Raw genomic sequence first — 21,115 nt, 5'->3', positions numbered from 1 at the left:
GAACTGAATAGTTTGGTTCACTTTTTTTCGCAAGAGCAGTACCCGGCGGCGAAAATGTGCAAATTCGGACCCTTGGCTTGGCGTTGGTGCCGGGGTATGACATGGCGCACTTAGACAAGATATACAGCCCAGGGGGCACGGGATGAGCGACACGGACAGTTTCATTGATGAGGTCACGGAAGAGGTGCGCCGCGACCGAATGTATCTGTTATTGCGCCGCTGGGGCTGGGTAGGTGTGGTTGCCGTTGTGCTGATCGTGGGCGGCGCGGCCTTCAATGAATACCGAAAATCCCGCGATGCGGCGCAGGCGCAAGATCTGGGGGACTCGATTCTTGCTGCGCTGACGGAAAACGATTCCGACGCGCGTGTCGCAGGCCTGCAGGGTATCGGGGCGGCAGCTCCGGGTGGAGACGCGGTTTTGAACATGCTTTTGTCCGCCTCGCAGGTCGATGCCGGATCGCGCGAAGACGCGGTCAACAGCCTGAACGCGGTGGCCGTTCAGGGCGACTTGCCTGAAATTTACCGCGCGATTGCAAGCTTCAAGGCGTTGTTGTTGCAAAGCGACACACTTCCTGCAGCCGAACGTAGGCAACAGTTTGAGGCGCTGGCAGCGCCTGGCGCACCGCTGCGTCTGCTTGCCGAAGAACAGTTGGCCCTGATTGACGTGTCCGAGGGCAATGTCGAGGCTGCGCTGGATCGGTTGCAGGCGCTGCGGCAGGATGCTGAAGTCGGGATTGACCTGCAACAGCGTGCCGCGCAATTGATTGTCGCGCTGGGCGGGGAACCAGAACCCCTGGTGGCGCAACAAGGTTGATCGGGTGGTGAACAAAGACATTTTGACAGGCGAGTTCGGAATACCATGGTAACAAGACTATTCTCCCGCGTGGGACTGCCGGTCGCGGCACTGGCATTGACCGCTCTGGCCGCCTGTGAAGAACCCGAGACCATTCTGCCCGGTGAACGTGAAGACATCCGCCCCCTGTCGGATTTGGAAACTGTTGAAAGGCAGGGCTCTCAGCCCATCAGTCTGCCGTCGCAGCAGGCAAATGCCAATTGGTCGCAAAGCCCAGGAACTCCGGCCTATCGAACAACAAACGCCGCGCTGCGCGCGACACCGCAGCGGGTTTGGTCGGCCTCGATCGGTCAGGGGGACTCACGCAAGCAACGCATCACCGCCGAGCCAGTCGTTGCAGGTGGGTTGATCTATACGCTGGATGCAGGGGCAGCGGTTTCAGCTGTCACACCCCAGGGCCAGTTGGCCTGGAACACGGATTTGATTCCCGCAAGTGATGGAGACTCGGACGCAACCGGCGGTGGAATGGCCTATGCCGATGGTGTTCTTTATGTTTCTTCAGGTTATGGTCGCCTGACCGCACTGGATGCGAGAACCGGTGCCATTCGGTGGCAGAAGCGTCTGCAAGCCACCGGCAGCGGCGCACCGTTGGTTAATGATGGCCTGCTTTATCTGGTGGCCGGAGATGAAACGGGTTGGACCATTGCCACCAAGGATGGACGTATCGCCTGGCAAATCGAAGGTACGCCGAGCGTGGGCAACGTATTGGGTGCACCAGCGCCTGTGATCGCCTCGGATCTCGCTGTGTTCGCCTTCGGCTCGGGCGATGTTGCGGCGACCTTTCGGCGGGGCGGTATCCGCCGTTGGAACGCATCGGTCGCCGGTGGACGCCGAGGGCGGGCCGCAGCCCAGATTGTTGACGTGACAGGCGGCCCGATGGTGTCGGGAAACACCATCTATATCGGCAACCATTCAGGCCGGACCGTCGCCTTTGACGTTGCGACGGGTGAACGTCGGTGGACCGCCGATGAGGGGGCCGTGGATGCCGTTTGGCCCGCAGGTAACAGCATCTTCCTGATCAGTGACCGCAGCCAGCTGGTGCGTCTGAACGCGGCGGATGGCTCGGTTGTCTGGGCGCAGGATCTGCCGGGTTTCGTGAAAGACAAACGCGGCCGGCGTGGTCCGATCTTTGCGCATTACGGTCCGATCCTGGCCGGTGGCCGCATTGTGATTGCGTCCAATGACGGGTATTTGCGGTTCTTCAATCCGGTCAACGGAACGCTGGTTCATCAGGTCGAAGTGCCCGGAGGCGCGACAACAGCGCCGGTTGTTGCCGGGCAAACGCTGTATGTGGTTTCGACCAAGGGTGATCTACACGCTTTCCGTTGACGGCAAGATGCGCTAAAGGGCGCATCTTGAGTCTTGAAAGTTGAGTATCATGTCGCTGACCCTCGCTATCGTGGGGCGCCCGAATGTGGGCAAATCCACTCTGTTCAATCGCCTTGTGGGCAAACGTCTGGCCCTGGTCGACGACCAGCCGGGCGTGACACGTGACCTGCGCGAGGGCGAGGGGCGTCTGGGCGATCTGCGCTTTACCGTGATCGATACGGCGGGGCTTGAGGATGCAACCGACGACAGCCTTCAGGGAAGGATGCGCCGCCTGACCGAGCGCGCGGTGGACATGGCCGATGTGTGCTTGTTCATGATCGATGCGCGCACGGGGCTGACCCCCACGGATGAGATGTTCGCCGAGATCCTTCGCAAGCGCGCGAAGCACGTGATTTTGGCGGCCAACAAAGCAGAAGGTTCTGCTGCGGATGCGGGAGTTCTGGAAGCTTATAATCTGGGGCTGGGAGAACCCGTGCGCCTGTCTGGCGAACACGGCGAGGGCATGACCGACCTTTATTCTCAGCTCATGCCACTGGCTGATGCGGCCGATGAAGCACAGGCAGAGGAAGCCCCCGAGACCGATATCGAACTGGATGAAGATGGCGAGGGTGAAACACCTCTGATCACTGCTGCCAAGCCATTGCAAGTGGCGGTGGTTGGCCGGCCAAACGCGGGCAAGTCGACATTGATCAACAAGATCATCGGTGAAGATCGCCTGCTGACAGGCCCCGAGGCTGGGATCACGCGAGACGCCATCAGTCTGCGTGTCGACTGGGCTGATCCTGTTGGTGACAGCACCCCGATGCGTATTTTCGATACAGCGGGGATGCGTAAAAAGGCGAAGGTTCAGGAAAAGCTTGAAAAGCTCTCGGTGTCCGATGGTCTGCGGGCCGTTAAGTTTGCAGAAGTTGTCGTGGTCTTGCTCGACGCGGCGATCCCGTTCGAACAGCAAGACTTGCGCATCGCCGATCTGGCCGAACGCGAGGGTCGGGCCGTAGTTGTTGCCGTCAACAAATGGGACGTCGAAGAGAACAAGCAGGAAAAACTGCGCGAGCTCAAGGAGTCCTTTGACCGACTTCTGCCGCAACTGCGCGGTGCACCCTTGATTACAGTGTCTGCGAAAACGGGCCGGGGGCTGGAGCGCCTGCGCGCTGCGATTTTGCGCGCCCATGACATTTGGAACCGCCGGGTGCCGACTGCTGCGCTGAACCGCTGGCTGACCGCGATGCTTGAACAGCACCCGCCACCAGCGCCGCAGGGTCGCCGGATCAAGCTGCGCTATATGACTCAGGCCAAGACCCGCCCGCCGGGCTTTGTTGTGATGTGTTCACATCCTGACAAGATGCCCGCCAGCTATACCCGCTATCTGGTCAACGGGCTACGCGAGGATTTCGACATGCCCGGCACGCCAATCCGTCTGACTCTGCGTGGGCAAGGGGATAAGAACCCCTACAAGGGTCGCCGCAAGAAAAACGCGGGCGCACTGGCCAAGCATCTCAAAGGGCGCGCGTAACTGCGCCAATTTTCAGCGTTTTTGCTGCGAGGGCGTGACAGCGTCCGTTCTGCGCGCTAGCATTCACTAGTGTGCATTTGTTTTACTGCGCACGCTTGTACCGGGACCAACGGGGCATATTTTTAGTTTATATTTAACCGGGCCATCGTGGGAGAGGGCTGGATGGATCTGAGGGAATATACACGGCAATACGCTGTTCAGGACAACAGGCTGGCAGCGCTTAGCTATTTTGGAACTTTTGCGGTGTATTTTGCATCGCTGGCGCTTGCGATTGGATATGTGGATCGCTGGTATGTCATGGTTCCCGCAGGCGTGGTCTTTGCCTTTTCGGCGGTGCGTCTTTATGTTTTGCAACATGATTGCGGCCATCATTCGCTGTTTGAGACGCGCCAGCAAAATGAATGGGCGGGGCATGGGTTGTCACCGTTTACCTTTGCGCCCTTTGAGGTGATGAAACAGAACCACAACCTGCATCACGCAGGGATCGGCAATCTTGAGCACCGCGAAACAGGTGAAATTCACACAATGACCCTGCGCGAATGGAATCAAGCGGATTGGAGCAAACGCTTGTTCTATCGGCTGTACCGCAACCCTTTCATCCTGGTGCCCGTTGGCGCGTTGTTCACATACTTCATCCGGTACCGCTGGCCTAAGAATACCGTTCGGTTTGGGGTGAAGGGCGTGTTTTTGCACAACCTGTCCATCGTTGTTTTTCTGGGGCTACTCTACATGATTGCGGGCGGCACCGGAATTCTGGTCTGGCTTGTGTTCTCGCTTTTGGGTGGAATGTTGGGGGTTTTCCTAGTCTATCTTCAACATAATTTTGAAGACACCTATTGGGACCGACGCCCGGATCTGGATCCGCAGCTTGCAGCGTTGCAGGGTTCATCCGCGCTGGATTTTGGATGGTGGTTCGATACGGCGGTTGCATGTATAACATTGCACGACATTCACCACTTCAACGCGCGCATTCCGTCTTATCGCTTGCGTGCGTGCCATTACAGCCTGCCGCCTGAATACACCCCGCGGCGTATCAAATTCCCCGAAGCAGTCGCAGCGCTGAACCTTAAGCTTTGGGACGAGGATACCAAACGTCTGGTGCCGTTCCCCAAGAAAGGCCGGACGGCTGATTTGGCCCACAGTTAAGCAGAGTCGCGCCATTTGGTGCCGCGGCTTGAAGCCTCGTATATCTTGTGTATATACGTTAAATCAGGGAGACAGAGAAAGGATCCGGAATGACCGCAGTGACCGATGTTAAAGGTGTGGGGGAAGCGCTTGCCGCGGCTTTGTCCGCGAACGGCTTTAAGACAGCCGAGGCGTTAGCGAAGGCCAAACCCGAAGATCTGGTCAAGGTTCCTCGGATCGGTTTGGCAAGAGCTGCCGTGCTGATTGCTGCGGCGAAAGATGCCACGGCTTCAAAACCAGCTGCGCGCCAGGTTCCGGCCCGCAAACCCGCCGCCCGCAAACCTGCTGCCCGCAAACCAGCTGCGCGAAAACCTGCGACGCGACGCCCAGTTGCGCGTAAGACCGTTGCGGCCGCCGCTGCCGAGAAACGCGCCGAAGAGGCGGCGAAGAAGGCTGCAGAAGAGAAAGCAGCCGCTGACGCGGCCGAGGCCAAAGCCCGCAAAAAAGCCAAGGCCAAAGCCAAAGCTGAAAAGGCCGCTAAGAAACGTGCCGAGATGGAAGCTGCGTTTTCGAAAGCAAAGGATAAGGTGAAGGCCAAGTCCAAGAAGGACAAAAAGTCCAAAAAGGACACAAAGAATAAAGATGCTGGCAAAAAAGACAGTAAGAAGAAAGATAAGAAAAAGGATAAGAAAAAGGCGAAGAAGTAAGACTTCCTCGCCTTCCCATCTTATTGGACCGGCTCCCGATTGGGGGCCGGTTTTCTTATGTCAGCGTGCCGTCCAGTTGCAGGGTCAGCTTGCCACCCAGATAGGGGCTCAGAACGTCTGGCAGGGTCACGGTTCCGTCCGAGTTCTGGCCGTTTTCCAGCACAGCGATCAGGCAGCGCCCCACGGCAAGGCCTGAGCCATTCAGCGTATGGACATATTCCGGTTTTCCACCACCCTCAGGGCGGAACCGCGCATTCATGCGGCGGGCCTGGAATTCACCACAGGTCGAGACCGAGCTGATCTCGCGGTAAGTATCCTGACCGGGCAGCCAAGCCTCGATGTCAAAGGTGCGGCGCGCGCCAAAACCCATGTCGCCGGTACACAGGATGACGGTGCGGTAGGGGATGCCCAGTTTTTCCAGAATGCCCTCGGCGCAGCGCAGCATACGCTTTTGTTCGTCATCCGATTTGTCCGGATGTGTGACCGAGACCATCTCGACCTTTTCGAACTGGTGCTGGCGCAGCATACCGCGTGTGTCCTTGCCCGCGCTGCCGGCTTCGGACCGAAAGCACAGAGAATGCGCGGTATAGCGGCGGGGCAGGTAGCTTTCCTCGATCATCGTGTCGTTGACGATATTAGTCAGCGAAACTTCGGATGTCGGGATCAGCCACCAGCCTTCGCGGGTCTGATAGCTATCTTCGCCAAATTTCGGCAACTGACCCGTGCCATGCATCATCTCGGACAGAACCAGTACCGGGCCGTTCACCTCGGTCAGCTCGTTCTCGTTGATATGGGTGTCCAGCATGAACTGCGCCAGTGCGCGGTGGATGCGGGCAACGCCGCCCGACAGCAGCACAAAGCGCGAGCCAGAGAGTTTGGCTGCGGTTTCGAAATCCATACCGTGCTGGACGGCTTCAATCTCGAAATGCTCTTTGGGTGCAAAATCCAACTCTCGTGGTGTGCCCCAGCGGTTGATCTCGACATTGTCGTTTTCATCGGCCCCTTCGGGCACATCCTCGGCGGGCAGGTTGGCGATGCGGATCAGCTGATCGGTCAGCAGAGCGTCCAGATCTTTGGCTTCGGTCTGCATCCGGGCAATCTCGGCCTTTTTCTCGGCCACCAATGCGCGCAGGCGTTCGAACTCTGCCTCGTCGCCACGACCCTTGGCAGCACCGACTTCTTTGCTGGCCTTGTTCTGTTCGGCTTGAGCTGTCTCGGCGGCCAAGATTTTGGACCGGCGGCTTTCATCCAGCCGCAGCAAATCTGACGACACCGGCGCGTCCCCACGGCGCGCAAGGGCGGCGTCGAAGGCGGCTGGATTTTCGCGAATGGCGCGGATGTCGTGCATGTCTCAGATCCTTAAATGCGTGAATCACTGAAACCGCTTATGCACCATCTGTCGGGCGGGGTGTAGCACCGGTTACGACTTATCGTCCTCGGCGTGGATTTCATGCGCCAGATGGCCATCCCATTCCTCTGCCGGGATTTTTGGTTCCGGTGGGTCAGCCATATAAGAGGGCGTCATGATCTGTACGCCATTTTCATTGAACACGGCGACAATGTTGCGGTGCAGGTCCGAGCGTATTTTTGGAATGATGCTGCCGCGCGTTGTGTAGCCGTTGATCTGATAGTTGATCGCGTAGTCGGCCAAAGCGGTCCACAATACAAAGGGTTCGGGCTTGGCTTTGATCCCCTTGGTGCGATTGGCAGCTTCGATCAGCATCGCCTCGACCTTCTCTGGGGGTTCCTCATATCCGATGCCGACCGTCGTGTGCAGCAACAGCCCGCTGCCATCGGTCTTCTTCGAAAAATTTACCACATCCGAGTTCATCAGCTGGGCATTTGGGATCGAGATCAGTTCGTTCTTGATCGACTTCAAATGCGTTTCCATGAGTTTGATCTGCACAACGTCTCCTATGTGATCTCCGATCTGGATACGGTCGCCGATTGAGGTGGATCTTCGGTAAATAACAAACAGGCCCGCCAGCATGTTGGACACGACCGAGTTTGCGCCCAGCGACAGCATTGCGCCGACCAGAATGGTCAGCCCCTGAAACGCCGCCGAGTCCGAGCCGGGGATGTAGGGGACAGCAAAAACCAGCGCGATCAGAATCACGATGACACGGGCGATATTGAACGTCGGGTTGACCCAGTGTTTCTCGAAATCACCCATATCGAACGAGCCCGCTTCAACCGCATCGAAGAACACGCGCATCCCTTTGATGATATACATCGTGACCCATGTGATCAGGCCCAGCATGATCAAGTTGGGAATGTAGCTCAGGATACCCTTGAATATCAGCAGTACGGGTTCGGTCAGGTAAGTGAGCAGCAGCTGCGCGAAATACCGTGTTTCAGCAAATGCAAGAAGGACAAAAGACAGATAATAGTAGAAACCCAGAAAGAAGATAATCAGCAGGATGAAATTCAATCCGTACCGGATCAGGGCTGCGATCGCTTCGGCCTGGACGCTTTTGGCAGTCGCCGTTTCAACATCCTTCAAATACCGCTTTACCAGTTTCAGGGTACGCCGCCTGATCCGCCGATGCAGCCATAGGATCAGCGCCACGAAAGCGACAAAGCCAAGTGTCCATCCCGCAGCCTCAATTGCACCTGACACCCGCGCCTGGTCTGTGCGGTTGGCACGATAGGCGAGGATGGCCTCTTCGATCGCCTGACCATGGAGGAAGCTGAGAACATCCAGCTCCATCTGATCCAATTCGGCATCTGCAACGGTCACGATTGACACGATCACACCGTCAGCCCGAATGCGAACGCCCAGATCGGTTTCTTCGAATGCGATGTCGACCGCAGGACTTTCCGAAGCTTCGGCAACCTCAATGATCTTGTCCTGAACGCTTTCCGCCCGTTCCGGCGCGGGCAGGGCACTGGACCCACGCAGGAAGAACAACATTTCGCCGTCCACGATTACAGGCGCTTTGAAACTGTCCGTTTCATCTGCCTCGGGCTCAGTGATTTCAGCGGGTGTTTCCTGCGATTGCGCCGGGCCGGAAAGCGTCAAACCCATCGATATGGTGATCAGTAAATAACATAGCAAAAGGAAAGGCTTGAATGGCAGTGTCATATGTCCCCCTACGGTTAAACTATAACCGGTTTTGCATGTGTTCCTAGGACATATCTGCAACGCTTTTCCCTTAGTTGACGGGTCGTATTCTTTTTCACGTGGGACACATCACCGCCTTTGCTTGCAAACAGGCATCTCAAAGCATAGGTTCCGGCCAAATTTGCGGAACGGTGCCGCAAGATCTGAACAAAGGAATATCCCATGGAAGGTGGCGCAATCGCCCAGTTTCTCCCGCTGATCCTGATCTTCGCGATCATGTATTTCCTGCTGATCCGTCCACAGCAGAAGAAAATGAAAGAACATCAGGCCATGGTCGAGGCCGTGCGCCGCGGTGATCAGGTGATCACCCAGGGTGGGGTGATCGGCAAGGTGTCGAAGGTCAAGGAAGGCGAGAACGAGATCGAGGTCGAGATCGCCGAGGGCGTCAAGATCCGCGTGGTTAAATCGACCATCGCTCAGGTTCTGAACAAGACCGAACCTGCGAAGTAATTTCGCTCGACAATCCCTTGAAAAGGCAGGGTAATGCTGCAAATTGATACCTGGAAGCGGGTTCTGATTTGGCTGGTCTGTGTGACCGGCCTTCTCTTAGCCCTGCCAAACGCGTTTTACACACGGGTCGAACAATCCAACGACGCAAAAGCGGCCATTGAGCTGGGTAACGATACGCCTGAATTGCAGGCTCAGGCTGCGGAATGGCCTACTTGGTTGCCATCTTCGCTGGTCAATCTTGGTCTGGATTTGCGCGGTGGTGCGCATTTGTTGGCCGAAGTCCGGGTGCAGGATGTGTACGAATCCCGGATGGAGGCCATGTGGCCTGAAGTTCGGGACGCGCTGCGTGACGAACGTGCGACGGTTGGAACGATCCGTCGCCAGGAGTCTGCCCCGGATGAGATTCGCGTTCGCATCAGCCAACCAGAGGGAATGCCCAGAGCGCTTGAAGTGGTGCGTGGACTTGCCCGCCAGGTGCAAACCCTGACCGGTGTTGGTGCCACGGATATTGAAGCGCGCGCTGATGGCGACACGATCGTTGTGCAGCTTTCCGAGGCCGAAAAGCTGGCATCCGATGATCGCACCGTGCGTCAATCGCTTGAGATTATCCGCCGCCGGATTGACGAAGTTGGCACCCGTGAGCCCACTATTCAGCGCCAGGGCGCGGACCGGATTCTGATCCAGGTGCCGGGCATCGGCAGCGCCGGAGAGTTGAAAAACATCATCGGAACCACAGCTCAGCTGACCTTCAACCCGGTTGTTAACAGGGGCACCGACCCGGATGCCAGCGTGGGCATCGGCGAAGAAGTTGTACCTTCGATCGACGAAAGCGGTGTCTATTATATTATTGAATCCGCCCCGGTTGTGACCGGTGAAGAACTGGTGGATGCACAGCCTTCGTTTGACCAAAACGGTCGCCCTGCGGTCAGTTTCCGGTTCAACACGTCTGGCGCCCGCAAATTTGGTGATTATACCCGCGACAATATCGGCGCGCCCTTCGCGATCGTGCTGGATGACGAAGTGATTTCCGCCCCAGTGATCCAAAGCCACATCCCCGGAGGATCTGGCATTATCACTGGCAACTTCTCTGTCGAGGAAAGCACCAATCTGGCCATCTTGTTGCGTGCGGGTGCGCTGCCTGCCGGTCTGGAATTCCTGGAAGAACGCACCATCGGTCCCGAATTGGGACAAGACAGCATCGATGCGGGTAAGGTTGCCACAATCGTGGCCTTTGTTGCCGTTCTGACCTTTATGGCGCTCAGCTATGGTCTGTTCGGAATCTTTGCCAATATCGCGTTGATCATCAACGTCGGTTTGTTGTTCGGCCTGCTATCCCTGATCGGAGCAACCCTGACCCTGCCGGGCATCGCCGGGATCGTTCTGACGGTCGGTATGGCGGTGGATGCCAACGTGCTGATCTTTGAACGCATTCGGGAAGAATTGAAATCTGCCAAAGGGCCAGCCCGCGCCATCGAGCTGGGCTATGAAAAGGCGCTGTCGGCCATTCTGGACGCCAACGTGACAACCTTCATTACGGCGACGATCTTGTTCGCGATGGGCAGTGGCCCGGTGCGCGGGTTCGCAATTACCCTGGGCATTGGTATTCTGACATCGGTCTTTACCGCGATCTTCGTGACACGCCTGATGGTTGTCATGTGGTTCGAACGCCGCCGTCCTAAAACGATCGAGGTTTGACATGAGACTGAAACTCGTACCCCAGAACACCTCGTTCGATTTCTTCAGCCGCTGGAAGGTTTGGCTGGGTATATCCGGCCTGATGATGGTCGTGGCTTTTGCTTCGTTTATGTTGCAGGGCCTGAATTTTGGCATCGACTTTCGGGGCGGTACGACCATTCGAACTGAAAGCACGCAACCGATTGACGTCGGCACGTACCGCGACGCAATCGCGCCATTGGAACTTGGCGATGTGACAATCACCGAGATTTTTGATCCGACCTTCGGAGAGGATGAAAATGTCGCGATGATCCGCATTCAGGCGCAGGCCGATGCCGAGGCGGTTGAGGCAGCAACGATCACGGCTGTGGAGCAAGCGCTGCAAGCCGTGATTCCGGATATTCAATTCGTATCGGTTGAATCGGTCGGCCCTAAGGTTTCCGGAGAGCTTATCCAGACAGCCGTTATCGCCGTTGCATTGGCCATCGGCGCGGTGCTTGTTTACATCTGGCTGCGGTTCGAATGGCAGTTTGCGCTGGGGGCGGTAGCTGCCCTTGTGCATGACGTGATCCTGACCATTGGCATATTCTCCGAGCTGCAAATCCGGTTCGATCTCGCCATCATTGCGGCGCTTCTGACCATCGTCGGTTATTCGTTGAACGACACTGTGGTTGTCTTCGACCGCGTGCGCGAGAACCTTCGGAAGTACAAGAAGAAGGACCTGAAAGAAGTTCTGAATATCTCGATCAACGAGACGCTCAGCCGGACGGTTATGACCTCGGTCACGACCCTGCTGGCGCTGATCTCGCTTTACGTTCTTGGCGGGGATGTGATCCGAGGGTTCGTCTTTGCGATGATCTGGGGTGTGATCGTGGGAACCTATTCCTCGGTCTTCGTGGCTTCGACCATCCTGTTATGGCTGGGGGTCAAACGCGACTGGTCCAAGCCGTCGAACACGGCAGGCAACCAGTTTGCCAATATTGATGCCTGAGCTTTTTGGCCAGCCCCCGCAAGGGCTGGCCATTATCCTTTTTGCGGCTTTTCTTGGCGGCGTTGTGCGCGGATTTTCGGGCTTTGGAACCGCGTTGGTCTTCCTGCCCCTTGCCTCCCCCTATCTCGGCCCATTCGGCGCGCTGATCGGGTTGACGATCATGGACATTTTTGGCCCGCTGCCCAATCTGCGCCGCGCTTGGAGCGATGTGGACAAAGGCGATCTTGCCCGCTTGACCGGAGGTTGCGCTTTGCTTCTGCCGCTGGGCTTGTGGGTGCTGACCCGCGTCGACCCCGATGTGTTTCGATATGCGGTCAGCCTGCTTGCGCTTTTCATGCTCGCGGTTCTGATATTGGGGCTGCGGTATAACGGCCAAGCCACTCGCGCGATGGTCTCGGGCATCGGTGCCGCTGCCGGGTTTCTGGGCGGTGTCGCAGGGCTTCCGGGTCCGGCGGTGATCCTTTTTTATATGTCCCGTCCGCTGTCGGTTCAGGTCATCCGCGCCACGATACTGTTGTTTCTCTTCGCGTTCGACTTTCTCATTCTCGGTTACCTGACTGGGATGGGGCGTGTTACATGGGCGGCTGCAGCGCTGGGTCTTGCACTGGCAATACCGAACCTGGCGGGGAATTGGCTGGGCGGATGGATGTTCCGCCCCGAGCGTGAGAGGCTTTATCGTGCGGCAGCTTATATCGCCATCGCACTGGCGGCCTTGTCGGGCCTGCCGCTTTGGGGATAGAAAGCGCATATGCGCCTGAACGAGATCACCTACACCAGTGCAGTACCGGTCGACGGCTACGGCCCCGGCTTCTTCCGCGTCGGCGGGCAAGTCCACGACGGCCCGGTTCTAATCGGCCCAACCGGAACAACAAGATGGGGCGGCTATGATGACACAGTGCCGCTGCTGAACCTTGCAGACGACATCGACGTCCTGTTCATCGGCACTGGCAAGGAAATGTCGCACATTCCCCAAACCCTGCGTGCTACTTTGGAAAACGCCGGAATTGGCGTCGAAATCATGAACTCTCCCGCCGCCTGCCGCACCTATAACGTGCTGCTCTCGGAAGGTCGCCGGATCGCACTTGCCTTAATCCCAGTTGGATAGGGTGTTGCAATCCGCCCTTGGCTATCCCCAAGCCAGCTAAGCCCTGCGGCAAATCTTGCCTTTTGCCTCTGAGGACAATCCGCTAAGCGGGTTTCATGACACTGACTGTATCCGACTTGTCGATCACCCGTGGTGGCATTCCCGTGCTGGAAGGTCTCAGCTTTCAACTGCGGCCTGGTAAGGCGCTGATTCTACGTGGACCAAACGGGATCGGTAAAACGACGCTTCTACGTACTTTGGCGGGTTTGCAGCCGCCGCTTCAGGGTACCATCGAAGGTGCCGAGGACCAGATTGCCTATGCGGCCCACTCGGACGGGTTAAAGCCGACGCTGACCGTGACCGAGAACCTGACGTTCTGGGCCTCGGTCTTTGGGACCAGCGGCATACAAAGCGCATTGGATGCGTTTGATCTGAATGAGCTGGCCGATCGCCATGCAGGCAACCTGTCAGCCGGTCAGAAACGGCGGCTGGGGTTGGCGCGGATGCTTGTGACTGGACGACCGATCTGGATGCTGGACGAACCCACCGTGTCGCTGGACAAAAACGCGGTGCAGATGTTTGCTGACGCGGTGCGGGCACATCTGGCGCAGGGCGGGTCGGCCCTAATCGCAACCCATATCGACCTCGGCCTGGACGGAGAGGTTCTGGATGTGGGACCCAACAAGGCCAAACCCAAACCCATTGACGATTTCGACGGAGGCTTCCTGTGATCGCCCTTTTGCTGCGCGACCTGAAACTGGCCTTCCGTGCAGGCGGCGGATTTGGTTTGGGCCTGGCGTTTTTTCTGATCGTGACCGTGATGGTGCCGTTTGCAGTTGGTCCGCAATCTTCGCTGCTGTCCACCATCGCACCCGGTGTTCTTTGGCTGGGGGCGTTGCTGGCCTGTTTGCTGTCGCTCGACCGCTTGCTGGCTTTGGATTGGGAAGACGGGTCGCTGGACCTGTTGGCCACCGCGCCGCTGCCGCTGGAATCAGTTGTAACCATCAAGGCTTTGGCGCATTGGCTGACCACCGGTTTGCCTCTTGTCCTGGCCGCTCCGTTCCTGGGAGTTTTGTTGAATCTTCCTGTGCCGGGTTTCTTCTGGCTGGTGATTTCACTGCTGATTGGCACCCCGGCGATGAGCGTGATCGGAACATTCGGTGCAGCCCTGACCGTTGGATTGAAGCGTGGCGGTTTGTTGCTGTCACTGTTGGTGCTGCCGCTATACGTGCCCACCCTGATTTTCGGAGCCGAGGTCGCCCGGCGCGGAGCCACAGAGATGGAGGTGCAGACGCCGCTGCTTATGCTGGCCGGCATCACGGCGGCAACGATCGCGCTGTTGCCATTCGCCAGCGCGGCGGTATTGCGGATCAATCTGCGGTGAACCGTCTCAACTTTGACCAAGGTCAATTGAGAACCACCCCAATTCAGACTAGATAGGGCCCATGTCTATTGCAGCCAAAGCCAACGCCCTCTGGGAATATGCCAACCCGCGTAAGTTTCTTGCGACGAGTGAGCGTGTTCTGCCGTTTTTCTGGATCACCTCACTTGCCTGCATCTGTGTTGGCCTGATCTGGGGCTTTTTCTTTACGCCGGACGATTACAAACAAGGGTCGACGGTCAAGATCATCTATCTGCATGTGCCTGCGGCGCTGATGGCGATCAACTGCTGGCTCATGATGTTGGCGACGTCGCTGGTTTGGCTGGTAAGACGTCACCATGTCAGTGCGCTTGCTGCGCGGGCGGCGGCACCGATTGGGATTGTGATGACCCTGATTGCTTTGCTGACTGGTGCGATCTGGGGCCAGCCTATGTGGGGCACCTGGTGGGCCTGGGATCCGCGACTGACATCGTTTCTGATCCTGTTCCTGTTCTACCTTGGATATGTCGCCCTGTGGGAGGCGATTGAAGACCCTGACACTGCGGCCGACCTGACCTCGGTCCTGTGCCTTGTAGGGTCGGTTTTCGCGATCCTCAGCCGCTACGCGGTGAACTTCTGGAATCAGGGACTGCATCAGGGCGCATCTGTCATGCGCGCAGCAGCGGTTACCGGGACAGACACCGAAGAGAAGGTTAGCAACATATTCTTCTATCCGCTGCTGGTCTGCATCATCGGCTTTGTTCTGCTGTTCATCGCATTGGTGCTGTACCGTACCGGAACCGAAATTCGGGCACGTCGGATCAAGGCACTGATGGCGCGGGAAAGGGTAAGTGGATGATTCCCGATCTTGGAAAATACGCTGACGCGGTTCTGTCGTCTTATGCCGTGTCGATCGTTCTTCTGGTGGCCTTGATTGCGTTCAGTGTGATGCGAGGACGCAAAGTGCGTAAAGATATGGAAAAGGTCGAACAAAGGATGTCGCGCAATGGCTAAGATTTCGCCCTTGATGGTCGCTCCACCGCTAATTTTTGCTGCCTTTGCCGTGCTGGCCGGGATCGGCATGTTCCGAGATGATCCCAATGCCTTGCCATCCGCGCGTGAAGGGCAGCCCGCCCCACCGGTGGTCCTAAGCGAGTTTCCTGGCAAAACCCCGTTCGATGACGCAACTCTGCGCGATGGAGAAGTTAAGCTGGTCAACTATTGGGCCAGTTGGTGCGCCCCTTGCCGGGCCGAACACCCCAATCTTGACGCTTTGGCGAAAGAAGGCATTCCGGTCTATGGCATCAACTACAAAGATCAGTTGGCCAACGCAGACGCATTTCTGACCGAGCTTGGCGATCCTTACACTGCGATGGGACGGGACGAGCAAGGCCGCATGGCGCTGGATTGGGGCCTATACGGCGTTCCTGAAACCTACGTGATAGACGGCGATGGCACTGTCATTCTGCGCTTTGCCGGGCCTATCACGCAACGGGTGATCGAAAGCACGATCCGCCCTGCCTTGGAAAAGGCTGCGGGTGGCTAAATACCTGCAAGCGGCTGTACTGGTTATTACAATCGATAGCCTCCGGTGACGCCGAGGACTTCACCCGTTATGAAACCCGCCGCGTCAGAGGTCAGAAACCGAACGACCTGCGCGATATCCTCTGGTACGCCGACACGCCCAAGGGCGGTGTCTTTGACGAACAATTCTGTCAGATCATCCGGGCGTGGGGCCTCGGGGATGTTGATCGCGCCAGGGGCAATCGCATTGACGCGAATACCCTGCGGGCCCAGTTCCTTAGCCATGGCACGGGTCCATAGGTTGAGCGCAGCCTTGCTGGCCCCATAGGTCGCGGCATCGCGCGGCGGAAGGGTCGCATTCATGGAAGAGATATTCACGATGGATGCCCCAGCTTGCAGTTGGGGCAGGGCGGCGGTCAGAAGGGCCACGGGCACAAGCAAATTCAGGTCAAGAATGTCCCTGTGGTCCTGTTGATTGAACGCCTCTTTGGGTGTCGCGCGCACAAGCCCCGCATTGTTCACAAGAACGTCCAGCCGTCCGAATTGTGCGATGACCTGTTCAATAACCTGAGCCGGTTGATCTGGCTGAGTCAGGTCTGAACGGATCGCCAAAACATCGCTGTCCAACACATCCAGCTCAGGCGCGCTGTTTAACCACGTGAACGCAATTTTGTGATCTCGACCAAGGTCTTCGACGATTGCCCGGCCAATCCCTCGGGCGCCGCCGGTTATCAATGCAACTTTGTCCATAGGCACACCAAATCTGTAAAGTGGATGTGTTTCAACGCTTAATCTGATCGCCTTGGAATAGCGTCAGCTGCGCAGCAAAATCCAGATCATCGCCGCGATGAACGCAAAGGTTACCAGGTTCATCAGAGTATCTGTGAGATCACCGATCAGCATCGTGCTGGCCCTCCTCTCTGAGACCGCGGAACAGGCAGACCATCAGCAGGACTGAAATGAAGACAAAGGGCAAAGCACCCAGTGAAATCAGGATCTTGACCGAGTCCACTGACCCAGAAAGGATCATCGCCACGCTCAGCAGCCCCAGCAAGGCCCCCCATATCAGGCGCACGCGCGGAGGAGGGTTCTCGTCTCCTCCGGTCGAGAAGGTGCCCAAAACAAATGCAGCGCTGACGACACTGGTCACAATGAACAGAAACGCAGCCAGTACCGTTGCAAGTGTTGTGATCAAGGACAGCGGCAGCCGGTCGAGCAGAGCAAAGGTCACGCGTTCAATGTTTGTCTGCGTATAGGCCAGAAGTTCGCCTGCGCCGTTGAGTGCCTCGAACAGGCCAATGCCGCCAAAAGCGCCGAACCAGAGTATGGAAAACAAAGTGGGGGCGAACAGTACCCCGATCACGAACTCTCGTATCGTTCGACCACGAGAGATGCGCGCCACGAAGACACCCACAAAAGGCCCCCAGGCGATCCACCAAACCATGTAGGTGAGGGTCCAGTCGCTGAACCACCTGGTGACGTCGTCGCCAAAAAACGTGAAGGTTTGAAAGCCGCGTGGGATGACGTTTTTGACATAGTCGCCAAAGCCCTGAACCACAGTATTCAAAAGGTATTCAGTTGGGCCAAGAATAATGGTGTAGGCCACGAGGCCGATCGCAATCAGCATGGCCGCGTTAGACAAGCGCGCCATGCCTTGCCCCAGATCAATCAAAAGCGCAGGGATGTAAGCCGCGACCATTGCAAGAAACACAACAGCGATCAGAAAGGCACCAACTGTTTCCCGACCTCCCAACACGGCAATTCCGTCTGCGACCTGAAAGACGCCCATAGCCATTGAGCCCCCGACACCAATGGCAATCGCGATGATCGCCATGAAGTCTGAAAGCCATCCGACACGTTCGGCCCAGCGTTCACCGGGAAACAGGCTTTTGATCGGGGCGCTGACCATCATCCCGGTGCCGCGCCGGAAGCTGAAATAGGCGATGGTCAGCGCAGTCGATCCGTAAATGGCCCAGGCGTGTAAACCCCAATGGAAGTTTGTTGCCAGCATTGCCTGTTGTGCGGCGATGAATTCCGGTGCCATGCCTGAGATGAAATTGAAGTGGGTTAACGGTTCGGCCACCGCCCAGAACAACAGACCGACCCCCATCCCAGCTGAGAACAACATCGATATCCAGGTGGCAGTCGAGAATTCTGGTTCTTCGTCATCGCGACCAAGGCGAATGTTCCCATGTTTTGAGAATGCCAGAACCAGACACCCGATCAACATGCCCGAGGCGGCGAGCATCACGAACCATCCCCGGCTGTGGAAGGTCTGTTGGACAATACCACTGGCCCAAGTCACCAAACTCTGGATGTCGATGACACCCCATATCCCGATGACCGCAATGACGCTGAGAGAGCAAACCAGCAAGGCGTTTGGTTTTTGCATGGCGAACGGTTTCCGTGAGTGACTTTACCCAACAGTTTCAGGTTTTCGAATGAATGGCCAGAAAACAAAACCCCCGGCGCTTGGCCGGGGGGTTAATTCGCACGTTATGCTGTCAGGTCACGATGCCTTCGCAAGATTGCGCAGTACATAGTGAAGCACGCCGCCGTTTTCGATGTACTCAATCTCGGGTGCGGTATCGATGCGGCACTTCAGGGTGATGGTCTTCTCACTTCCGTCGCCATAAACGATTGTGCAGGGCACCTCTTGCAGGGGCTCAACCGAATCCAATCCGTGGATTGAGACGGTTTCATCCCCTTTCAGGCCAAGGGTCTTGCGTGTGTCACCCCCCGTAAATTCGAACGGAATGACGCCCATTCCAACCAGGTTTGACCGGTGGATACGCTCAAAGCTTTCGGCGATGACGGCTTTCACACCCAGCAACGCGGTGCCTTTGGCCGCCCAGTCGCGCGACGAGCCTGCACCGTATTGTTCGCCACCAAAGACAACCAGTGGTGTGCCCTGTTCCTGATAGGCCATCGATGCGTCGTAGATCGATGTTTGTTCGCCATCCGGGCCTTTGGTGTAGCCGCCTTCGACGCCATCCAGCATCTCGTTCTTGATGCGGATATTGGCGAAGGTGCCACGCATCATGACCTCGTGATTGCCGCGGCGTGAGCCGTAAGAGTTGAACTCGCGCGGCTGCACTTGACGTTCGATCAGATACTGGCCAGCGGGCGAGGTCGACGCAAATGACCCGGCAGGCGAGATATGGTCGGTTGTGACCATGTCGCCCAGAATCGCCAGCACCTTGGCCCCTTCGATATTCGAAATCGTGCCTGGCTCTGCGCCCATACCTTGGAAATAGGGCGGGTTCTGGATGTATGTCGAGGTTGGTGGCCAGTCATAGGTTTCCTGTTGAGGCACCTCAACTTCGCGCCATTTCTCGTCGCCTTTGAACACGTCGGCGTATTTCGATTGGAACGCCTCGCGGGTCACGGTCGCCTCGACCAGTTCCGCGATTTCGCTCTGGCTTGGCCAGATGTCTTTCATGAAGACATCGTTGCCATCCTTGTCTTGACCAATCGGTTCGGATGTCAGGTCGATATCCATTGTTCCCGCCAGTGCGTAGACAACCACCAGCGGCGGTGAGGCCAGATAGTTTGCGCGCACATCCGGCGAGATTCGACCCTCGAAGTTGCGGTTGCCGGACAGAACCGACGTGGCAACCAGATCGCCTTCGGAAATTGCCTCGGATATTTCTTTCTGGATCGGGCCCGAGTTGCCGATACAGGTGGTGCAGCCATATCCCACAAGGTTGAACCCGATCTTGTCTAGATCGTCTTGCAATCCTGCAGCTTCGAGATAGGCCGACACCACTTGCGATCCCGGCGCCAGAGAGGTCTTGACCCAGGGCTTGCGATCCAGTCCCAGTGCCGCGGCCTTGCGGGCCACCAGACCCGCGCCGATCATGACGTAGGGGTTCGACGTGTTGGTGCAGGAGGTGATCGAGGCAATCACGACTTTGCCCGACTCCATGCCATAGTTTTCGCCCTTGACTTCGACCTGCTTGCCCATCGGGCGTTTGAAAGTCTCTGCCATTTCCTGCGTAAAGGCCGCCTTGGCGTCGGTCAGCGCAACATAGTCCTGCGGACGCTTCGGGCCCGAGATCGCCGGAACGATCGTGCCCATGTCTAGCGTCAGGGTATCGGTGTAGATCGGAGCGTAGTCCGCGTCACGCCAGAGGCCGTTTTCTTTGGCATAGGCTTCAACCAATGCCAGACGGTCTTCGTCACGCCCGGTGTTGCGCATGTAGCGTAAGGTTTCTCCGTCAATAGGGAAGAAGCCGCAGGTCGCGCCATATTCCGGGGCCATGTTGGCGATAGTGGCGCGGTCGGCCAATGGCAGGCGGTCCAAACCTTCGCCATAGAATTCAACGAACTTACCGACAACGCCCTTTTCGCGCAGCATCTCCACGACTTTCAGAACAAGGTCGGTGCCGGTGGTGCCTTCGACCATCGAACCCGTCAGTTCAAAACCCACAACCTCGGGGATCAACATCGAGATTGGCTGACCCAGCATCGCGGCCTCGGCCTCGATCCCGCCAACGCCCCAACCCAGAACGGCCATGCCGTTCACCATAGTGGTGTGGCTGTCGGTGCCAACCAGCGTATCGGGATAGGCGACTTCTTCGCCGTTTTGATCCGTGTCGGCCCAGACGGTTTGAGCCAGATATTCCAGGTTCACCTGATGGCAAATCCCAGTGCCGGGAGGCACCACGCGGAAGTTGTTAAAGGCATTCTGACCCCATTTCAGGAACTGGTACCGCTCCATGTTGCGTTCATACTCGCGGTCCACGTTCATCTGGAATGCACGCGGATTGCCAAATTCGTCAATCATGACCGAATGGTCGATGACCAGATCAACCGGGTTCAGCGGGTTGATCTTTTGTGCGTCGCCACCCAGCGCCTTGATACCGTCGCGCATCGCGGCCAGGTCGACGACAGCTGGAACGCCGGTGAAGTCCTGCATCAACACGCGGGCAGGGCGGTATGCGATTTCGCGTGGGTTCTTACCGCCGTTTACACCCCATTCAGCAAAGGCCTTGATGTCGTCGGTTGAGACAGAAAATCCGTCATCCTCGAACCGCAGCATATTTTCCAGAACCACTTTCAGTGCGGCAGGCAGTTTTGAGAAATCCCCCAAACCGGCCTCTTGCGAGGCGGGGATCGAGTAATAGGAAATGGACTTACCATTCACGCTCAGGCTGCGGCGTGTCTTGGCGGTATCCTGTCCGACTTTGATGGGCATCAGTGGCCTCCCTCTCAAATGACTTGGATAATAGGATTTGCTGTCTGTTATCTGCATCACGAAGGCCCTTGGTTCAAGGTTGAACGGGCACAAAGGAGTAAATTTTGTATACCATTGCACACATTTGCGAAGGTAAACATGTATTCCAGCCTCAAGAAACCTTGATTGGTCGTCGAATGCC

At 57.2% G+C, this 21,115-nt stretch carries 20 protein-coding genes; 15 read left to right on the top strand and 5 right to left on the bottom strand.

The genetic code is table 11. From position 1 onward, the window contains the following. The first annotated feature begins 142 nt into the window (after positions 1-142). The 5 genes from GS632_RS07070 to GS632_RS07050 all read left to right on the top strand — a co-directional run bounded on the left by GS632_RS07070 (position 143) and on the right by GS632_RS07050 (position 5,527). Positions 143-814: a hypothetical protein gene (locus GS632_RS07070; protein WP_171721502.1), complete on the top strand. Its 672-nt coding sequence runs from the start codon at positions 143-145 to the stop codon at positions 812-814. Between the two features lie 45 nt (positions 815-859). Next, entirely contained in the window at positions 860-2,182 is a 1,323-nt protein-coding gene (locus tag GS632_RS07065; RefSeq protein ID WP_171721501.1) for a PQQ-like beta-propeller repeat protein, read from the top strand. A 49-nt stretch (positions 2,183-2,231) separates the two neighbouring features. Next, entirely contained in the window at positions 2,232-3,695 is a 1,464-nt protein-coding gene (gene der, locus GS632_RS07060; protein ID WP_171237820.1) for a ribosome biogenesis GTPase Der, read from the top strand. A gap of 162 nt (positions 3,696-3,857) precedes the next feature. Next, positions 3,858-4,841 carry a fatty acid desaturase gene (locus GS632_RS07055; RefSeq protein WP_171237819.1) on the top strand — a complete coding sequence of 328 codons (984 nt, stop codon included), beginning with the start codon at positions 3,858-3,860 and terminating at the stop codon, positions 4,839-4,841. A gap of 89 nt (positions 4,842-4,930) precedes the next feature. Beyond that, entirely contained in the window at positions 4,931-5,527 is a 597-nt protein-coding gene (locus tag GS632_RS07050; RefSeq protein WP_171237818.1) for a helix-hairpin-helix domain-containing protein, read from the top strand. A gap of 55 nt (positions 5,528-5,582) precedes the next feature. Here the strand turns inward: GS632_RS07050 and serS are convergent, their stop codons facing one another. Continuing rightward, complete coding sequence (gene serS / locus GS632_RS07045) at positions 5,583-6,875, bottom strand: serine--tRNA ligase (RefSeq protein ID WP_171237817.1); 1,293 nt, start codon at positions 6,873-6,875, stop codon at positions 5,583-5,585. Positions 6,876-6,947: 72 nt separating this feature from the next. Then, a complete protein-coding gene (locus tag GS632_RS07040) occupies positions 6,948-8,612 on the bottom strand; it encodes a mechanosensitive ion channel family protein (RefSeq protein ID WP_171237816.1) in 1,665 nt (554 codons plus the stop codon). A gap of 201 nt (positions 8,613-8,813) precedes the next feature. Between GS632_RS07040 and yajC the strand changes: the two genes are divergently transcribed. The 10 genes from yajC (at position 8,814) to GS632_RS06990 (ending at position 15,756) form a co-directional block, all read left to right on the top strand. Next, positions 8,814-9,101 carry a preprotein translocase subunit YajC gene (gene yajC / locus GS632_RS07035; RefSeq protein ID WP_171090782.1) on the top strand — a complete coding sequence of 96 codons (288 nt, stop codon included), beginning with the start codon at positions 8,814-8,816 and terminating at the stop codon, positions 9,099-9,101. A 33-nt stretch (positions 9,102-9,134) separates the two neighbouring features. Continuing rightward, positions 9,135-10,796 carry a protein translocase subunit SecD gene (secD, locus tag GS632_RS07030; RefSeq protein ID WP_171237815.1) on the top strand — a complete coding sequence of 554 codons (1,662 nt, stop codon included), beginning with the start codon at positions 9,135-9,137 and terminating at the stop codon, positions 10,794-10,796. A 1-nt stretch (position 10,797) separates the two neighbouring features. Then, the gene (secF, locus tag GS632_RS07025) at positions 10,798-11,766 is read left to right on the top strand and encodes a protein translocase subunit SecF (RefSeq protein WP_171179522.1); all 969 of its coding nucleotides are present in this window, start codon (positions 10,798-10,800) and stop codon (positions 11,764-11,766) included. Further along, positions 11,759-12,505 (top strand): TSUP family transporter, encoded by a 747-nt coding sequence (locus GS632_RS07020; RefSeq protein WP_171721500.1) that lies wholly within the window; start codon positions 11,759-11,761, stop codon positions 12,503-12,505. Before secF ends, GS632_RS07020 begins: the two co-directional genes overlap by 8 nt. A gap of 9 nt (positions 12,506-12,514) precedes the next feature. Further along, positions 12,515-12,871 carry an Mth938-like domain-containing protein gene (locus tag GS632_RS07015; RefSeq protein ID WP_171237813.1) on the top strand — a complete coding sequence of 119 codons (357 nt, stop codon included), beginning with the start codon at positions 12,515-12,517 and terminating at the stop codon, positions 12,869-12,871. A gap of 95 nt (positions 12,872-12,966) precedes the next feature. Further along, positions 12,967-13,581 (top strand): heme ABC exporter ATP-binding protein CcmA, encoded by a 615-nt coding sequence (gene ccmA, locus GS632_RS07010; protein WP_171237812.1) that lies wholly within the window; start codon positions 12,967-12,969, stop codon positions 13,579-13,581. Further along, positions 13,578-14,234: a heme exporter protein CcmB gene (gene ccmB / locus GS632_RS07005; protein ID WP_171179531.1), complete on the top strand. Its 657-nt coding sequence runs from the start codon at positions 13,578-13,580 to the stop codon at positions 14,232-14,234. The genes ccmA and ccmB overlap by 4 nt, the downstream gene beginning before the upstream one ends. Positions 14,235-14,295: 61 nt before the next feature. Further along, the gene (locus GS632_RS07000) at positions 14,296-15,069 is read left to right on the top strand and encodes a heme ABC transporter permease (protein WP_171179533.1); all 774 of its coding nucleotides are present in this window, start codon (positions 14,296-14,298) and stop codon (positions 15,067-15,069) included. Then, positions 15,066-15,224 carry a heme exporter protein CcmD gene (gene ccmD / locus GS632_RS06995; RefSeq protein WP_171179535.1) on the top strand — a complete coding sequence of 53 codons (159 nt, stop codon included), beginning with the start codon at positions 15,066-15,068 and terminating at the stop codon, positions 15,222-15,224. The genes GS632_RS07000 and ccmD overlap by 4 nt, the downstream gene beginning before the upstream one ends. After that, positions 15,217-15,756 (top strand): DsbE family thiol:disulfide interchange protein, encoded by a 540-nt coding sequence (locus GS632_RS06990; protein WP_171237811.1) that lies wholly within the window; start codon positions 15,217-15,219, stop codon positions 15,754-15,756. The genes ccmD and GS632_RS06990 overlap by 8 nt, the downstream gene beginning before the upstream one ends. Before the next feature lie 26 nt (positions 15,757-15,782). Here the strand turns inward: GS632_RS06990 and GS632_RS06985 are convergent, their stop codons facing one another. The 3 genes from GS632_RS06985 to acnA all read right to left on the bottom strand — a co-directional run bounded on the left by GS632_RS06985 (position 15,783) and on the right by acnA (position 20,934). After that, positions 15,783-16,484 (bottom strand): SDR family NAD(P)-dependent oxidoreductase, encoded by a 702-nt coding sequence (locus GS632_RS06985; RefSeq protein WP_171237810.1) that lies wholly within the window; start codon positions 16,482-16,484, stop codon positions 15,783-15,785. 139 nt (positions 16,485-16,623) lie between these two features. Beyond that, a complete protein-coding gene (locus tag GS632_RS06980) occupies positions 16,624-18,126 on the bottom strand; it encodes a BCCT family transporter (protein WP_171721499.1) in 1,503 nt (500 codons plus the stop codon). 117 nt (positions 18,127-18,243) lie between these two features. Then, positions 18,244-20,934, bottom strand: coding sequence for an aconitate hydratase AcnA (gene acnA / locus GS632_RS06975; RefSeq protein ID WP_171721498.1), 2,691 nt, complete (start codon positions 20,932-20,934; stop codon positions 18,244-18,246). Between the last annotated feature and the right edge of the window lie 181 nt (positions 20,935-21,115).

The sequence above is a fragment of the Ruegeria sp. HKCCD7296 genome (genome assembly GCF_013110775.1).
Classification (GTDB): Bacteria; Pseudomonadota; Alphaproteobacteria; order Rhodobacterales; family Rhodobacteraceae; genus Ruegeria.
Note: the sequence above shows the minus strand (reverse complement) of the source record. Positions and strands in the feature narration are given on the sequence as shown.